This is a genomic window from Haloparvum alkalitolerans (genome assembly GCF_050122995.1).
Classification (GTDB): domain Archaea; phylum Halobacteriota; class Halobacteria; order Halobacteriales; family Haloferacaceae; genus Haloparvum; species Haloparvum alkalitolerans.
On record NZ_JBNLIA010000016.1, the window covers coordinates 68,610 to 83,682 of the forward strand.

Here is a 15,073-nt window from a genome sequence, read left to right on the forward strand (position 1 = left end):
ATGTACGCAGTCGTCGGCGGCGGGATCGCCGGCCTCGCGGCCGCCTACCGGCTCCAGGAACGCGGCCACGAGGTGCAGGTGTTCGAGGCGTCCGACGAGGTGGGCGGGCTCGCGGCGCTCCACGAGACCGCCGGACAGCCGATCGAGAAGTACTATCACCACCTCTCGAAGTCAGAGGAGACCATCGTCGAGCTGGCTGAGAAGCTGGGGGTCGGCGACCGGGTCGAGTGGCGGATCGGCGAGAACGCCTACTACGTCGACGGCGTGGTCCACCCGCTGGACAAGCCGTGGGAGATCCTCGCGTACCCGCACATGAGCCTCTACGACAAGTTCCGGCTGGCGCTCCTGACGCAGGAGGTCGACGTGCGCGGCGGGATCCCGTCGTTCGACACCTACGACGACCTCACCGACTTCGAGGACGTGCCGGTCGACGAGTTCCTGATCGAGCACACGACTCGCGGCGTCTACGACCACTTCTTCGAGCCCCTGCTCGACGCCAAGTTCGGCGACAGAAAGGGGGACGTCTCCGCGGCGTGGCTGCTCGGGCGGATCAAGTTCCGCGGCGAGCGCGACCTCCTGCGCGGCGAGGTGCTCGGCTACCTCGACGGCTCCTTCGGCGTCCTGCTCGACGCGCTGGTCGACGCGGTCGGCCGCGAGAACGTCACCACTGGCGCCCGCGTGACGAACGTCGGCTTCGCGGACCCGCGCGTCGCGGGCGCCGGGGGCGCGACGGTCGCGGGCGGCGACTCCGCGGAGAGTGCCGACCCCGCGCCCGACGCCGACCTCCGCGGCCCGGTCGAGACCGTCACGGTGGAGACGGCCGACGGCGAGGCGGTCAGGGAGGTCGACGGCGTCGTCGTCGCGGCGATGCCGAACGTCCTCGAAGCGCTCACCGGCTACGCCTGCGACATCGACTTCCAGGGGGCGGTCTGTGCGACGGTGACGCTCGAGGAACCCCTGACGGACACCTACTGGCTCAACGTCGCGGACGAGGCGCCCTTCGGCGCGCTGATCGAGCACACGAACTTCGTCCCGCCGGAGCGGTACGGCGGCGACCACCTGCTGTACGTCGCGAGCTACGTCCAGTCACGCGAGGAGCGGAACTGGCGGGACGACGACGCGGCGCTCGAGGAGCGCTGGCTCGACGGCATCGCCGACCTGTTCCCCGACTTCGACCCCGACGAGGACGTGCGGGAGTTCCGCGTCGCGCGCAACCCCCGAGCCGCCCCGGTGTACGAGCGCGGCTACCTGGAGAAGGTGATCCCCTACGACCTCGCGGACGCGGTCGCGCCCGGCGTCTACTACGCGGGGATGGCGAGTCGGGCGCAGTACCCCGAGCGCTCGCTCAACGGCGGCATCCTCGCGGGGTTCGAGGCGGCCGACCGCGCCGCGGAGGGGGCCGAGGCGCCGATCGATCCGGCCGTCGAGGCCGACGCGGGGGAGTAGATGTACCTCTCGCACGCCGTCCGGAGCATCAGGCGCGACCCGCAACCGGACGAGGAAGTCGGCCTCGTGGTGGAGGTCGACCCGGACGCGGTCGGGAGCGACGCCGCCGAAGGTGCCTCGACCGCGAACGCGTCGACCGACGACGCGGCCGGGCCGGAGCCGCTCCGGGAGGCCGTCGCGGCGGTCGAGGGCGCGGTCGTCCGCGATCTCGGGTTCGACGCGTGGCTCGTCAGCGTGCCGGAGACGGGGGTCGACGCGCTGTGTGAAGTCGACGCCGTCGTTCGGATCGAGACCGACGCGACCATCACCCTCGACCCCGAGCGTCCCGCAGAGACCGAAGGCGACGGTCAGGGCATGTAGCGGACGCTCACCACGCCGGGCTCCGAGCGCACCTCGACCCGGTTCACGCCGAGCCGGGCGGCCCGGGAGAGCGTCCCCTCGCGGTCCTCGACCACGTCCGCGACCGCCTCCTCGGTGCCCTCCTCGGGGACGGTGAGTACGTGGATCTCCCCCTCGCCGGCGCGGGGTTCCGTGGTCAGTTCGCCCACCGCCTGGTCGGCGGCGATCGACCGCTCCTGGGTCGTCGGCGGCTCGCGGCTCTCCTCGATGGCGACCGTGCGGCGCGACTCCACCTCGACGAGCCGGTAGGTCACCTCCAGCGGCGGGTCCGGGGCGACCCGCCCCTCGACCACGTCGTCCTCGTCGAGACCGGGGTTGTCGCTCAGCGTGTGTACCTGCCCGTCGTGGACGTCCTTCAGGACGGCGTCGTCGTCGTCCGCGTGCGTGACGAGGAAAACGCTCTCCTTGGCGGTGTCGTCGTCGGTCATTGCCCGTCAGTAGCCGGCCGACACTTTTCGGGGTTTCGGGCCGGAACGGCGCAGCCGCGGCTCGCGGGCGGGCGAGGATCGCGGGAGAACCACCGTCGGGAACCGGCCGCTACAGCGCCTCGACGGCGCCGCCGTCGTCGCGCTCGCGGAAGACCTGCCCCTCGATGAGCGTGACCATCACGTCGTCGTCCTCCCACGCGTCCGCCGCGAGGCCGGCCTTGCGGCAGGCGCGGGCGAGGAACTGCTCGGCGCTCCAGCCGTGCTCGACCGGGAGCGTCGGGTAGAGCCACGACTGGTCCCCGCCGGCGTCGATCGCGACGCCGTGGGTGCCGACCTCGAGGTCGGCGAGGGGGTCGTCGGTGAGGACGGTGTTGGAGACGATACAGACGGAGACGTTGAGGCTGTCGAGCTCCTTCGGCCCGACCTCGGAGCCGCAGGAGTCGTCGGACGCGGCCGAGATGGCGGCGTCGACGATGGCGTGACCGAGCTGGTCGGAGCCGCGATAGGCGCCGGCGCACCCGCGGAGCTGACCGCGACCCCGCGTCGACTGGAGGCGCACGAAGGCCCCGGTCCGGTTGTAGAAGGCGTCCCGCATACAGCCGGGCTGTTCGCGCTGCCCCTGCCGGACGAACGCCTCGACCGATTCGCGGGCGAGTTCGACCGCACGAGCGCCGTCCTCGTAGGAAACCTCGACGGTCTGCGCCTCGGACATGTACGTTTGGTAGTGGTGTGCTGACTTGAACCCTTCCCTTCCGGCCGGACGATAATGAAGGATCTGGCCGGCGCGGTCGATGATTCGTCGCCGACACGCTCTCGACGGCGACGTATCGTCGGAAACATCGGGGTCGTCGCGGGGACTGTTCGGGGTCCTCGAGCCTGATCGGTCCCGGCGGAGGTCTCGGTCGGCCGTGTGTCGGCGCCCGCGTCGCCGGGACCGTGGCGCGCACTCGTCCGACCGAACGGCTTATTCGCGCCGGTCCGCTACCCCGAATCGGGCAGAGGGAGCCCGACTCCCGTGCGTTACGCATGAGGAAAGTCCCCCCACCGACCGGACGGGCGACCGGGCGCAAGCCCGGAGTCGGAGACGGCTGGCTCTGGAACAGAAACGAGACCCCCCGCCCCGACCGATGAGGTGCGTCGGCCGCGTCGCGGCCGGCGGCGTCCGCGGTCCGCCGCGGACGTGCGAACCGACCCGCGAGGGAAGGGAGCGAACCCACCGAGGGAACAGGTGACGGTCCCGTCGCCACGCCGCGGAAGCGGCGACGGGCGGGAAGGGATGGAACGGCGAATCCTCGCCGGTGCAAGTCCGCGCCGTTTGGTAGTCCGGTCGAGGCGCGGACGCTCAGCCGAATGTCGGGCCGAACAGAAGGGGGCTTACTCCCCTCAGTCCGTTCTCGAGCGCCGAGCGGCGGCGCCGTCGCTCGCCTTCGCGGTCCAGCTCCGCGGAAAAGCGCGGAAGCCCTCACACAGACCCGTACCGTTCTCGCGCCGGCACCACCCGGCGCCGGACTTCCGCACCGGGGGGATTTGCCGGGTTCCATAAAGGATCGCCGGTGGGCGCAACACTCAGTCGACCGCCGGCCGCCGCGACTGTAGCTTTTTGAGTCCGCCACTCCTCGGGGGAGACATGGCCGACGACGAGCCGGCGGACGACGACGCGGTCGACGCCGACGACCTGTTGGACCGGACCGGCTTCGACGCGGACGCGAGCGTGCTCACGCGGCGGCAAGCCGAGGTGCTCGCGCTCCGCGAGCGGGGACTCAGACAGATCGACGTCGCCGACCGGCTGGGAACCTCCAGGGCGAACGTCTCGAGCGTCGAGGCGAGCGCGCGGGAGAACGTCGAGAAGGCCCGCGAGACCGTGGCGTTCGCGGAGGCGCTCGCCGCGCCCGTCCGCGTGGAGATCCCGGCCGGAACGGACCTCTACGACGTTCCGAGCCGGGTGTACGACGCCTGCGACGAGGCGGGCGTGAAGGTGGGCCACACCGCGCCGGACCTGATGAAGGTCGTCGGCGACGCGGCCGGGGACGCGGTGCAGGGCCGGGAGGTCCGCCAGCGGCTGTTCGTCACCGTCGCCAGCGACGGCACCGTGCGCGTCCGGCGGCCGTAGGGGCGGCCGGACGGAAGCGGTCGGGGCGGCCTGATCGGGCGATCGGTCCCGCCGAGGCGGACAGAAGGCTCAAGAGCGCACCTGCCCGAACTCGCCCCATGAACGAGCCGGGGATCGACGGCGTCCTGCTGGATCAGAGCGCGCTCCGGGACAGGATCGACGACGGCGTCCCCGAATGGGTCGAGCGGCACTACGAGACGTTCCGCGCGTCCATGCTCGGGGAGCGGAACGACACCCCGTTCCCCTGTTACTTCGGCATCGAGGCCGAACGCGAGGGCGACCTGCTGTATACGGTCTGTGACTCGCTGACCGACCCCGCGGCCCTGCTCCGGCTGCGCGACGCCCTGCTGGAGTACCTCGACGCCTACGAGGACCACGCCGAGCGCGCGCCGCTGGTGACCTACTTCCGCCCGCCGGCGGACGATTTCTCGGAGGCCGACTACCACGAGGCGCTGTGGCACGTTCTGCAGTTCCTCCACGTCCACGACCCCGAGCCCTGGCCCGAGGACGTGCCGACCGACCCCGACGACCCCTACTGGGAGTTCTGTTTCGGCGGCGAGCCCCTGTTCCCGACCTGTCGAGCGCCCTTCTACGACGAGCGTCGGAGCCGGTACTGCCCGGTCGGACTGGAGATAACCTTCCAGCCGCGGGCGGTCTTCGAGGGCGTCACCGCCGACACGGAGGCCGGACAACGGGCCCGCGAGGTCATCCAGGGACGGCTGGAGGAGTACGACGGCGTCTGTCCGCACGCGGACCTGGGCGACTACGGCGTGGCCGGCGACCGCGAGTGGCCCCAGTACCTCTTCCGCGAGGAGGAGGACGAAGCGCCCGACGCCTGCCCGATGACCGTCGACCGCGAGCATCCGAAGGTGGACGACTGGCTGTTGGAGCCGGGTGCGTGGCGGCGGTTCGACTCGGGGGACGACGGCACCGCGCCGCGCGACCGCGGCGGCGCGCCCGCGACCGACGGGGGCGTCCGCGATGTCTGAGGACGGCGAGCGGCGTCCGCTGGATCGAAAGCTCGACGACGCCGTACTCCTGCTGATCGATTTCCAGCGCGGATTCGACGGGCCGGCGTACGGCGAGCGCAACAACCGCGACGCGGAGGCGGTCGCGGCCGACCTGCTCGGGCGCTGGCGCGAGGCGGGGCGGCCGGTCGCGCACGTCAGACACGCTTCCACCGAGTCGGGCTCCCCGCTCCGCCCCGAGTCGCCGGGCTTCGCGTGGAAGCCGGGACTGGAACCGCTCGACGGCGAGGCGGTCTTCGAGAAGTCCGTCAACGGCGCGTTTCTCGACACGGGGCTGGAGGAGTGGCTCCGCGAGCGCGGCGCCGAGACGCTCGTCGTCTGCGGGCTGACGACGGACCACTGCGTCTCCACCACGGTCCGGATGGCCGAGAACCGCGGCTACGAGGTGTTGCTCGTCCGGGACGCGACCGCGGCCCACGAGCGCGAACTCGACGGGGAGCGCATCGATCCGGAGACGATCCACTGGACCGCGCTCGCGCACCTCAGCGGGGAGTTCGCGGAGATAGTCGAGGCCGCGGACCTGCAGTAAGTCGGGGCGTGAAGGACCGACTGCGTGGCTGCGAGACGACTACGCGTAGGGGTCCTCGGCGTCGAGATCGCGCTCGTCGCGGTACTGGTCGACGAACGCGCTCACGTCGAACTCGTGCATCATCCCCTCGAACTCGCGGAGCGCGCCCTCGTCCTCGCCGTGGCTGACGGCGTGTTCCATCAGCTCGATCACGAGTTCGACGACGACCTCGTGGAGCCGGCGGGCGTCGAAGTCGGCCACCCACACGAGCGCGTAGCCCACGTCCGCGTCCTCTGAGGCGTCCTCCGCGACGACCGCCTCGGGGAACTCCTCCATCACGATGCCCATGAGGTGCGGGGTGCCGAACTCCCGCATCTCCTCGCTGGTCGTGTCGATGGCCTCCCGCAGCACCTCGACCAGGAAGTCGGGGAGGAAGCGCTCCGGGGGATGGACGTCCATCACGACCGCGTGCGCGTCGCCGCAGTCACACTGGTACTCGCGCATCCCGAGGTCGAGGTCGCCGAAGCGGACCGTCTCGCCGCAGGGAAGCTCGATGACGCTCCCCTCGCCGGGGACGCGTGGGTCGGACATACCCGCCGTTGGCCGCCGTCGCGGGTAAAAGGCGCGGATGCGGGTCGAAGGGACGGAGAGGAGGGGACGTGCGACCGCGCTACTCGAAGTCCTCGTAGCCGCCGTTCTCCTCGTCCGCTTCGTCGGCGTCCTCCTCTTCCTCGTCCGCCTCGTCGGCGTCAGCGGCCTCCGAACCGCGCTCACCGCCGTGCGTCTCGACTTCGGCCTCGATCTCGATCTCGACGCCGCTCGCCTCGTAGCTCGCCTCGATCAACTCGGCGTCCTCGCGCTCGACCTCCAGTTCGTCGGCGTCCACTTCCACCTCTACCTCCAAGTCGACGGTCACGTCCTCGGACATGGCGGTCGACGGTTCGGCCGCGAACAGGAAAGGTGCTCCGGCGGTGCCGCCGGCTCCTGCGCCGCGGCGGTCGCGGCGGTCGCAGCGTGAGACCGCGGCCGAGTCGCGACGGTCGCGGCGCGACGATTGCGGCCGAGTCGCGGCGTCAGACCGCGGCCGAGGCGGTGCCGCTTCCGCCGAGCGTGACGCGGTCGCTCACGCTGGCGAAGGCGGTGCCGAACATCCGGAAGATCGCGACCTGCCCGTAGAACTGCAGGAACGGGAGGAGCACGATCCCGACGACCGTGACCGCGAGCACCAGGGTGGCGATCCAGAGGACGAACGTGACGACGATCGGCAACAGCACCGCCACGAGGTACTCCGTGCTGAAAAGCACCGGCCGGAGGATCGACACGTCGAACGCCGCGCCCGCCGAACCGCGGGCGGCGTAGGCGGTCAGCGCCGCCGGCACGGCGTAGTAGACCAGGAACAGCACCGGCAGGAACGCCAGCGCGGCGATCGCGCCGAGGCTGCCGACCAGCGCGCCGGCGTCGCCACCGATCGCGCCGCCGGCGCCGAGCACGACGAAGACGAACACGAAGTAGACGAGGAGCGGGACGATCGTGTACGCGAGCGCGATGGCCGTCGCGACGATCCCCTTCACGAGCAGGTCGCCCCACGCCTCGAACTCGGGCGGGTCCTCGGCGCCCGCGACGGTCGTCTCCAGCACCTGTACCAGATACCCCATCAGCGCGAACGCCGGGATCAGCAGGAACGAGAGGAAGCCCAGCACGCCGCCGATGATCACGCGTCCGATCCAGTCGCCCCGAACGGGGTACGAGAGTCCGTCTTCGAGCATGTCGGCCGAACATCCCACACTCAATACATAAACGTTGCGACGGATCGGCGTCGGACGCCGCCGCCGTCGGTGCGTTCTTGCCTCCCGCGACCCATCGCGGGGCATGGACAAGCAGGCCGTTCGCGAGTCGGTCTGGGACGCGCTGGAGGCAGAGGGGATCGCGCGGTTCCCCTTCCCGCCGCACGGCCGCATCCCCAACTTCGCGGGCGCGAGTGAGGCGGCGGAGCGACTGGCGGCGACCGAGGAGTGGGCCGCCGCGGCGACGCTGAAGTGCAACCCCGACGCGCCGCAGCTGCCGGTTCGGCGGGCCGCGCTGCGGGCGGGGAAGACCGTCTACGCGGCACAGCCCCGACTCCGGGACCCGGAGCCGTTCCTGGAGCTCGACCCCGACGCGGTGCCGGACGTGGACGACGCGACCACCGTCTCGGGCATCTCCGAACACGGCGTGCCGGTCGGGCCGGAGGACGTCCCCGACATCGACCTGATCGTCTCCGGCTCCGTCGCGGTCACGCCGGCGGGCGCGCGGGTCGGCAAGGGCGAGGGGTACAGCGACCTCGAGTGGGCGATGCTGGCCGAGCTCGACGCCGTCGGCCCCGAGACGACCGTCGCGACCACGGTCCACGAGCGACAGGTGCTCGACCCCGCCGACGCGCCCGCGCCGGACGCCCACGACGTGCCGATGGACCTGATCTGTACCCCCGAGCGGACGATCCGCACGGGGACGCCCTTCGAACGCCCACGGGGCGTGGACTGGGACGCGCTCGACGACGAGAAACTGGCGGCGATCCCGGTGCTGGCCGAGCGCGCGCCCGAGTGAGAGCCGCGACGGGCGCCGCGCGACGCGGACCGCCCGTCCCCGCTTTTTAAGCCGTCCGCGGGAGAGAGACGGACGTGCGACTGGTACAGGTGATGATCCCGGCCGGCAAGCGGGCCGCGGTGATCGACGCGCTCGACGAGGAGGGGATCGACTACGTCGTGACCGACGAGACGAGCGGCCGCGAGTTCACCGCGGTCGTCACGTTCCCCCTGCCGACGGCCGCGGTCGAACCGGTGCTCGACCGGCTTCGCGACGCCGGCATCGACGAGCGGACCTACACCGTCATCGTCTCGGCGGAGACGGTCATCTCCAGACGCTTCGAGCAGTTGGAGGAGAGCTACGCCGAGCAGTCGGACCGGAGCGAGGACCGGATCGCGCGCGAGGAGCTGCAGACGAAGGCGGAGAACCTCGTCTCCGGCACCGGCACCTACGTCCTGATGACGGTCGTCTCCGCGGTGATCGCCACCGCGGGACTGCTCCTCGACTCGCCCGCCACGGTGGTCGGCTCGATGGTGATCGCGCCGCTCATCGGCCCGGCGATGTCCGCGGCGGTCGGGACCGTGGTCGACGACGACGAGCTGTTCCGGAAGGGGATCCGGCTGCAGGCGCTCGGCGTCGGGCTCGCGGTCGCGGCCGCCGCCGTCTTCGCCGCCGGCCTCCGGACGCTGAATCTCGTTCCGCCGGGGATGGACCCGCTGGCGCTCGCGGAGGTGTCGGAGCGACTCGCGCCGAACGTGCTGGCGCTGGCAGTCGCCATCGGCGCCGGCATCGCGGGCATCGTCTCGCTCATCACCGGCGTCTCCTCCGCGCTCGTCGGCGTCATGATCGCGGTGGCGCTCATCCCGCCGGCCGCGGCGGTGGGCATCGGCATCGCGTTCAACATCCCCCGGCTCGCGATCGGCGCGGGCGTGCTGGTGCTCGTGAACGTGCTCTCGATCAACCTCGCGGCGCTCGTGATGCTGTGGTACGAGGGGTACCGCCCGGACTCGTGGTTCCGACAGGCGGAGGCGAAGTCGGCGCTGATCAAGCGCGCGACGGTGCTCGTGGCCGCCATCGCACTCCTCTCGGTGTTCCTCGGCGGCGTCACCTACGACGCCTACGCGGCCGCGACGACCGAGGAGCAGGTGCGGACGGCCGTCGGCGAGGAGCTGGAGCGCGCGGAGGCACAGCTCGACCTGCTGGACCTGGAGCTGCACCGGACCGGGACCGTCCCGCCGCTGGAGCTCGAACGCGTCACCGTCACCGTCGGCGCCGAGCCCGGCGGAACCGTCTCCGGGCTGGCCGACCGGCTCGACCAGCGGATCGAGGCCGCGACCGGCACGTCCGTCACCGTGGAGGTCCGGATCGTCGCGGTCGAGCGAGCGACCTGAGCGCCGGAGAGCGGCCGAACCGGCCGAGGGCGACCCGCCGGCCGTGACACAAACCGCTCTTTGTGTCAACGGCACGTTAAGGGAGCCGGGGTGCGACGGGTCGCGTATGGACGGACGAACACGAAAGCTGCTGGCCGCGCTCGCGGCCGTCGCGCTGCTGGCGACCGCCGGCTGCGCGGGGCTCGCGGGCGGGCAGACGGACGCGTCGACGACGAGCGAGGACGCCCCCGAGCGCACCATCGAGGTGAGCGCCGGCGGGGAGGCGACCGCCGAACCGGACCGCGCCACCCTGACGGTGTCGGTGCTCGCGACCGGCGACAACCCCGAGGAGGTGCGCCAGTCGCTGGCCGAGCGCGACGACGGCCTGCGCGACGCGCTGATCGAGTGGGGCGTCGCCGAGGACCGGATCCGCACCGAGTACTACTCCATCCGCGAGACGCGGGAGTCCCGCGAGCGACCGAACGTCACCACCTACGAGGGCCAGCACCGCTACGAGGTCGTGCTCCACGACGTCGAGGCGGTCGGCGAGGTGATCGACGTGGCCGTCGACGCCGGTGCGGACGGCGTCGACCGCATCAGCTTCGGTCTGAGCGACGAGCGCGAGCAGGAACTCCGCGAGGAGGCGCTGGAGAACGCGATGGAGAACGCCGACGCCGACGCCGCGGTGCTGGCCAACAGCTCCGGGCTGACCGTCGACGGCGTCTACGCCGTCTCCACCGCACAGACCAGCGTCAACCCGTACACGACGCGGTACGCGGCAGAAACGGCCGAGGCGGGCGACGCCGCGACCGGCGTCGAGACCGGCGACGTGAGCGTCTCCGTCGACGTGCGCGTCGTCTACGAGGCGAGCGAGAGCTAAGCAGTCGGTCGGAGCGGTTCGGACCAGTCGTCGGACGATTTTTCTGGATCAGTCAAGCGCGCTGCTGTGCTCACCGCCAACATCCAGAACGCCCTCGACCGCTCGCCATACGTCGGTTTTTGTGTGATCAAGCGTTCTGCTGTGCTTGCCGACAACACCCAGAAAGCCCTCGACCGCTCGCGGGCGCTCAGCGACATATCGGCGCTCTCCGGCGGGCGAGACAAACCGCGTCTCGCTGCTCTCCAGCGTGCAGTGGCGCGCTGGAGACACCGCCCGCGCCGATAGGGGTCGTCTGAGCGCCCGCGACCGGCCTCGCCCTTTCAGTCCGCCAGGACCGGGATTGTGGAGTCAGCCATCGCGGTCAGTTGCTCGGTGACTCTCTACGCCGGCTGTCGAGTCAAGCGTGGCCTCACGCCTCCCCAGCCTCAGCCGCCCGCGGCCTCCGCGATGCTCCGGCCGCGGGCGGGCTTCCCTCGCGCGCGTCACTCGCGCGCGCCGAGCGTTGGACAGCCTGCTGGGGCTTTCCGGGTGCTACTGTCCCGGTCAGAAGTATCGACGTCCGGGTGAGAGACGCCGCAGCCACCGACGTCCGTGACCTATTCGTCGCCCAGCGCCGATTCGCCGACCGCGTCGTGGCCGTCGATGACCGAGGTCCCGCCCATGTACGGCTGTAGGGCCTCCGGGACGTCGACGGTGCCGTCGTCGTTCTGGTAGTACTCCAGGATCGCCACGACGACGCGAGGGACCGCGAGCCCCGAGCCGTTGAGCGTGTGGAGGTAGTCGGCCGACTCGTGGTGCTCCTCGCGGTACCGGATGCCGGCGCGGCGCGCCTGGAAGTCCCCGAAGTTGGAGACCGACGAGACCTCCAGCCATCGACCCCCCTGCTCGGGGCCGTCCGCCATGTCGTCGCCGGGCGCCCACACCTCGATGTCGTACTTCTTCGCCTGGGTGAAGCCGAGGTCGCCGGTACACATCTCCAGGATGCGGTACGGGAGGTCGAGCCGGCGGAGCACCTCCTCGGCCTCGTCGAGCAGGCCCTCGAAGCGCTCGTCGCTCGCCTCGGGCTTCACGAAGTTGACCATCTCCACCTTGTTGAACTGGTGGACGCGGACGATGCCGCGGGTCTCGGTGCCGTGCTCGCCCGCCTCCTGGCGGAAGTTCGGCGAGTAGGCCTGATACTTCAGCGGGAGGTCCTCAGACAGCAGGATCTCGTCGCGGTGCATGTTGGTGACGGGCACCTCCGCGGTCGGGAGCAGCCAGAGGTCCTCGTCGTCGTACTCGTCGGCGTTGTCGCCCTCGATCCGGTAGGCGTCCTCGGTGAACTTGGGGAACTGGCCGGTGCCGCGCATCGACGCCGAGTTGACCGGGATCGGCGGGAACACGTCGCGGTACCCCTGCTCGCGGTGGACGTCGAGCATGAACTGGACCAGCGCGTGCTCCAGCCGGGCGCCGTCGCCCTTGGCAAAGTAGAAGCCGCCGCCGGAGACCTTCGCGCCGCGGTCGAAGTCGAGGATCTCCAGCTCCTCGCCCAGGTCGTAGTGCGGAACGACCGTCTCCGGGAGCCCGCGCAAGTCGTCGAACCCCTCGCGGCGGCGCTCGACGTTCTCCGACTCGTCCGCGCCGACCGGGACCGAGTCCTGCGGGATCTGCGGGAGCTCCAGCAGTCGGCGCTCCAGTTCGGTCTCCAGTTCGTCGGCGCGCGCCTCGACCTCCTGCAGCTCCGCCTTCAGCTCGCTCGAGCGCTCGATGGCCTCCTGGGCCGCCTCCTCCTCGCCGGACTGCTTCAGCTCGCCGATCCGCGAGGAGACCTCGTTGCGCTCGTGGCGCAGGTCGTCCCCGCGCGACTTGAGCTCGCGCCACTCCTCGTCGACCGCGAGCAGGCGGTCCAGATCCACATCGACGCCCTTCTGTTCGAGGGCAGCCCGCACCGTCTCCGGATTCTCCCGGACGAACTGTCGCGACAGCATTTGTCCTCCGTTCCGCGGGACGGCGGAAAACCGTATCGGAGCGTCGCCACGGCGGCACAGACCACCGAAACGTTCAGAAAGCCGGCATCGAAGCCGGAGAGCCGACCCGTCTCAGAGCCCGGTCGGGTGGTCGATGAACGTCGTCTCCAGCCCCCAGTCCTCGGTCAGTTCCTGCAGTCGGCGCACGCCGAACGTCTCCGTCGCGTAGTGGCCCGCGAGGAAGACGTTGATCCCCGCCTCGCGCGCCTCGTGGTACGTCCGGCCCTTTCCCTCGCCGGTGACGAGCGCGTCCGCGTCCGCCGCGACCGCCTCGTCCAGCCAGTCGCCGCCCGCGCCCGTCACCACCGCCACGCGGTCGATCCGGTCCGGGCCGAACGCGAGCGTCCGCGTCTCCGCAGGCCCCTGGTCGAACCCCGCCAGCGTCGCCTCCACGTCCGCGACCGACAGCGGCCCCTCGTCCGCGGCGACGGTGCCGACCGTCCCGATCGTCTCCGGTCCGACCGAGCCGAACGGCTCGCGGTCGGTCACGCCGAGCGCCGCCGCCACGCCCGCGGCGTTGCCGAGCTCCTGATGGCCGTCCAGCGGGAGGTGCGAGACGTACAGCGCCACGTCGTTCTCGATCAGGGGGGCGATCCGGCCGTACGCGCGCCCCGTCACGCGCTCGATCCCGCCCCACGAGACGCCGTGGTGGGCGACCAGCGCGTCCGCCCCCGCGTCGACGGCGGCCTCCGCGGTCGCCTCGACCGCGTCGACCGCGAAGGCGACGCGCTCGACCGTCCCCTCCTCGGGGCCGACCTGCAGGCCGTTCGCGCTCGCGTCCAGGTCGGCGTACGCGGCGGTGTCGAGTCGCTCGTCCAGTCGGTCGACGAACGCTGAAAGTTCCATGGAGGCGCCTCGCGGCCCGAGAGGAAAAGCGGGGCGGTCGCGGCGGGGAGGAACGGCGACGGTGGTAGTGGGTGCTGTGGCGGTGAGGTAGCTGTGGTGGTCGGTGCTGTGACCCGTATCGATGCGGTCGGCGCGCGCGACCCTGACGCGCGCGAGGGAGGCGGCGGCGCGGCCGCCTGCTGTGCGTTGCGGTTCCGCGGCCGCGCCGCCGCCGAGGCTGGGGAGGGGCGAGGCTGCGGTGCTGTGCGGTCGCGGGGCAGTGGGTGGGACTGAAAGGGGCAGCCGGCTCGATCCGGCCCCGGCGCCTCAAGCACTCGCGGCGGGCGGTGCGGAGAGGCGCGAGCGCGCAGAGCGTGCCGCGTTCCCGCGAGGCACGAGCGGGAGCCCGTGAGTCGCAGCCCGGCAGCCCGCTACCGCAGGCAGCCCGGACCGTCTCACGACGGCCGGTCGAGCCGGCTGGGGCTTTCTGGGTGTTGCTGTCCAGATCAGCAGGATCGACAGCAGTTTCAAAAACGTCGTACAGAGAGCCGGCTGGGGCTTTCTGGACGTTGCTGTCAAGATCAGCAGGATCAGTAGCAGACACAGAAAAAGCGCCGTATAGAGAGCCGGCTGGGGCTTTCTGGACGTTGCTGTCACGATCAGCAGTCACAGAACCGGGGACACGGAACCGGAGGCACGGAACCGCCCGGACGCGGCGGCGCGCCCCGTCTCACGTGCTCGACCGCGGTCTCAGGCCGGGACGGTCTGGACGTACCGCCGGAGCGTCTCGCCCTCGGCGTCGCGCAGTTCCACCACGAACTGCTTGCCCGTCGCGCCGTCGGTCAGTTCGGCCTTCCGAAGCTCGAACTCGTAGGGGGGCTCCGAAAGCGTCACGAGCTCCTCCCCGCCGGTCGTGACGACGACGCGGTCGGCGCCGCGGACGGCCTCCAGGTGACAGGCCACGAGGTCGCCCTCGTCCTCGCAGATCACGTCCGCGCCGGCGTCGGGGGCGGCGTCGCCGCCGTCCGCGAGCGGCGAGGCGTACTCGAACATCATGACGCCGGGCGTCACGGTGCCGGCGAGGAGCACGAGCGTCAGGAAGACGGACAGGTTCAGCTTGGAGGCCTGTCGCGCGAGGAACCGGGCGACCGGGTGCTCGGCGGTGCGCCGGAGTCGGATCGCGGCCGGGACGACCCCGAGGTGGGTGAGCGGCCCCCAGACGATCAGGAGGAAGCCGTACGCCATCGTGTAGGTGAGGAACCCCCAGTCCGGGCGGTACGAGAGCAGGACGCTCGAACCGGTCCAACAGAAGAAGCCGAACACGACGAGCGTCCCGCTCTTCAGCCAGCGCCACGCGGGCGTGTTGGCGTAGTAGACGCTCAACAGGTCCCGCCAGAGCTGGCGAACGACGCGTCGGAGGCCGGCCACGGGCGCTGAGGCGCGGTGGATGATCGACATGGAGTGTGTGGGGTGATCCGGACGGAGCGAAGACGACTCGCGACCGATCGGGG

Annotated in this window: 16 protein-coding genes and 1 other RNA gene; 9 read left to right on the forward strand and 8 right to left on the reverse strand. The window is 71.3% G+C overall.

Translation table 11 applies throughout. From position 1 onward, the window contains the following. Together ACQE3L_RS14590 and ACQE3L_RS14595 are read left to right on the forward strand one after the other, a co-directional pair. Entirely contained in the window at window positions 1-1,446 is a 1,446-nt protein-coding gene (locus ACQE3L_RS14590; protein ID WP_426964599.1) for an NAD(P)/FAD-dependent oxidoreductase, read from the forward strand. Next, window positions 1,447-1,806 carry a hypothetical protein gene (locus ACQE3L_RS14595; protein ID WP_426964600.1) on the forward strand — a complete coding sequence of 120 codons (360 nt, stop codon included), beginning with the start codon at window positions 1,447-1,449 and terminating at the stop codon, window positions 1,804-1,806. Here the strand turns inward: ACQE3L_RS14595 and ACQE3L_RS14600 are convergent. Both ACQE3L_RS14600 and ACQE3L_RS14605 read right to left on the reverse strand, forming a co-directional pair. Further along, the gene (locus tag ACQE3L_RS14600) at window positions 1,794-2,273 is read right to left on the reverse strand and encodes a DUF5812 family protein (RefSeq protein ID WP_426964601.1); all 480 of its coding nucleotides are present in this window, start codon (window positions 2,271-2,273) and stop codon (window positions 1,794-1,796) included. The genes ACQE3L_RS14595 and ACQE3L_RS14600 overlap by 13 nt on opposite strands. A 109-nt stretch (window positions 2,274-2,382) precedes the next feature. Next, window positions 2,383-2,985, reverse strand: coding sequence for a TIGR00296 family protein (locus tag ACQE3L_RS14605; RefSeq protein WP_058366317.1), 603 nt, complete (start codon window positions 2,983-2,985; stop codon window positions 2,383-2,385). Between the two features lie 282 nt (window positions 2,986-3,267). Here ACQE3L_RS14605 and rnpB point away from each other — a divergent pair. From rnpB to ACQE3L_RS14625, 4 genes are all read left to right on the forward strand, one after another. Then, window positions 3,268-3,662, forward strand: an RNA gene (gene rnpB / locus ACQE3L_RS14610) — RNase P RNA component. Between the two features lie 238 nt (window positions 3,663-3,900). Further along, the gene (locus tag ACQE3L_RS14615; protein ID WP_426964602.1) at window positions 3,901-4,383 is read left to right on the forward strand and encodes a Tfx family DNA-binding protein; all 483 of its coding nucleotides are present in this window, start codon (window positions 3,901-3,903) and stop codon (window positions 4,381-4,383) included. Between the two features lie 98 nt (window positions 4,384-4,481). Further along, window positions 4,482-5,372 carry a YqcI/YcgG family protein gene (locus tag ACQE3L_RS14620; RefSeq protein WP_426964603.1) on the forward strand — a complete coding sequence of 297 codons (891 nt, stop codon included), beginning with the start codon at window positions 4,482-4,484 and terminating at the stop codon, window positions 5,370-5,372. Further along, a complete protein-coding gene (locus ACQE3L_RS14625) occupies window positions 5,365-5,940 on the forward strand; it encodes a cysteine hydrolase family protein (protein ID WP_426964604.1) in 576 nt (191 codons plus the stop codon). The genes ACQE3L_RS14620 and ACQE3L_RS14625 overlap by 8 nt, the downstream gene beginning before the upstream one ends. A gap of 39 nt (window positions 5,941-5,979) precedes the next feature. On the opposite strand, the gene ACQE3L_RS14630 is transcribed toward ACQE3L_RS14625, so the two are convergent. The 3 genes from ACQE3L_RS14630 to ACQE3L_RS14640 form a co-directional block, all read right to left on the reverse strand. Further along, on the reverse strand, window positions 5,980-6,510 hold the full coding sequence (locus ACQE3L_RS14630) for a DUF5815 family protein (protein ID WP_426964605.1): 531 nt from the start codon (window positions 6,508-6,510) through the stop codon (window positions 5,980-5,982). A gap of 79 nt (window positions 6,511-6,589) precedes the next feature. Next, window positions 6,590-6,847: a hypothetical protein gene (locus ACQE3L_RS14635; protein ID WP_426964606.1), complete on the reverse strand. Its 258-nt coding sequence runs from the start codon at window positions 6,845-6,847 to the stop codon at window positions 6,590-6,592. A 145-nt stretch (window positions 6,848-6,992) separates the two neighbouring features. Further along, a complete protein-coding gene (locus tag ACQE3L_RS14640; protein ID WP_426964607.1) occupies window positions 6,993-7,685 on the reverse strand; it encodes a DUF4013 domain-containing protein in 693 nt (230 codons plus the stop codon). Window positions 7,686-7,788: 103 nt separating this feature from the next. Here ACQE3L_RS14640 and ACQE3L_RS14645 point away from each other — a divergent pair, with 103 nt between their 5' ends. The 3 genes from ACQE3L_RS14645 (at window position 7,789) to ACQE3L_RS14655 (ending at window position 10,731) form a co-directional block, all read left to right on the forward strand. Then, window positions 7,789-8,502: a 5-formyltetrahydrofolate cyclo-ligase gene (locus ACQE3L_RS14645; protein ID WP_426964608.1), complete on the forward strand. Its 714-nt coding sequence runs from the start codon at window positions 7,789-7,791 to the stop codon at window positions 8,500-8,502. Between the two features lie 74 nt (window positions 8,503-8,576). After that, window positions 8,577-9,872: a TIGR00341 family protein gene (locus tag ACQE3L_RS14650; RefSeq protein WP_426964609.1), complete on the forward strand. Its 1,296-nt coding sequence runs from the start codon at window positions 8,577-8,579 to the stop codon at window positions 9,870-9,872. 106 nt (window positions 9,873-9,978) lie between these two features. After that, the gene (locus ACQE3L_RS14655) at window positions 9,979-10,731 is read left to right on the forward strand and encodes an SIMPL domain-containing protein (RefSeq protein WP_426964610.1); all 753 of its coding nucleotides are present in this window, start codon (window positions 9,979-9,981) and stop codon (window positions 10,729-10,731) included. A gap of 596 nt (window positions 10,732-11,327) precedes the next feature. Here ACQE3L_RS14655 and serS read toward each other — a convergent pair. The 3 genes from serS to ACQE3L_RS14670 all read right to left on the reverse strand — a co-directional run bounded on the left by serS (window position 11,328) and on the right by ACQE3L_RS14670 (window position 15,020). Further along, entirely contained in the window at window positions 11,328-12,698 is a 1,371-nt protein-coding gene (gene serS, locus ACQE3L_RS14660) for a serine--tRNA ligase (protein ID WP_426964611.1), read from the reverse strand. A 111-nt stretch (window positions 12,699-12,809) separates the two neighbouring features. Then, complete coding sequence (locus tag ACQE3L_RS14665; RefSeq protein ID WP_426964612.1) at window positions 12,810-13,583, reverse strand: Nif3-like dinuclear metal center hexameric protein; 774 nt, start codon at window positions 13,581-13,583, stop codon at window positions 12,810-12,812. Window positions 13,584-14,312: 729 nt separating this feature from the next. Beyond that, window positions 14,313-15,020 (reverse strand): hypothetical protein, encoded by a 708-nt coding sequence (locus ACQE3L_RS14670; RefSeq protein ID WP_426964613.1) that lies wholly within the window; start codon window positions 15,018-15,020, stop codon window positions 14,313-14,315. Window positions 15,021-15,073 lie beyond the last annotated feature (53 nt).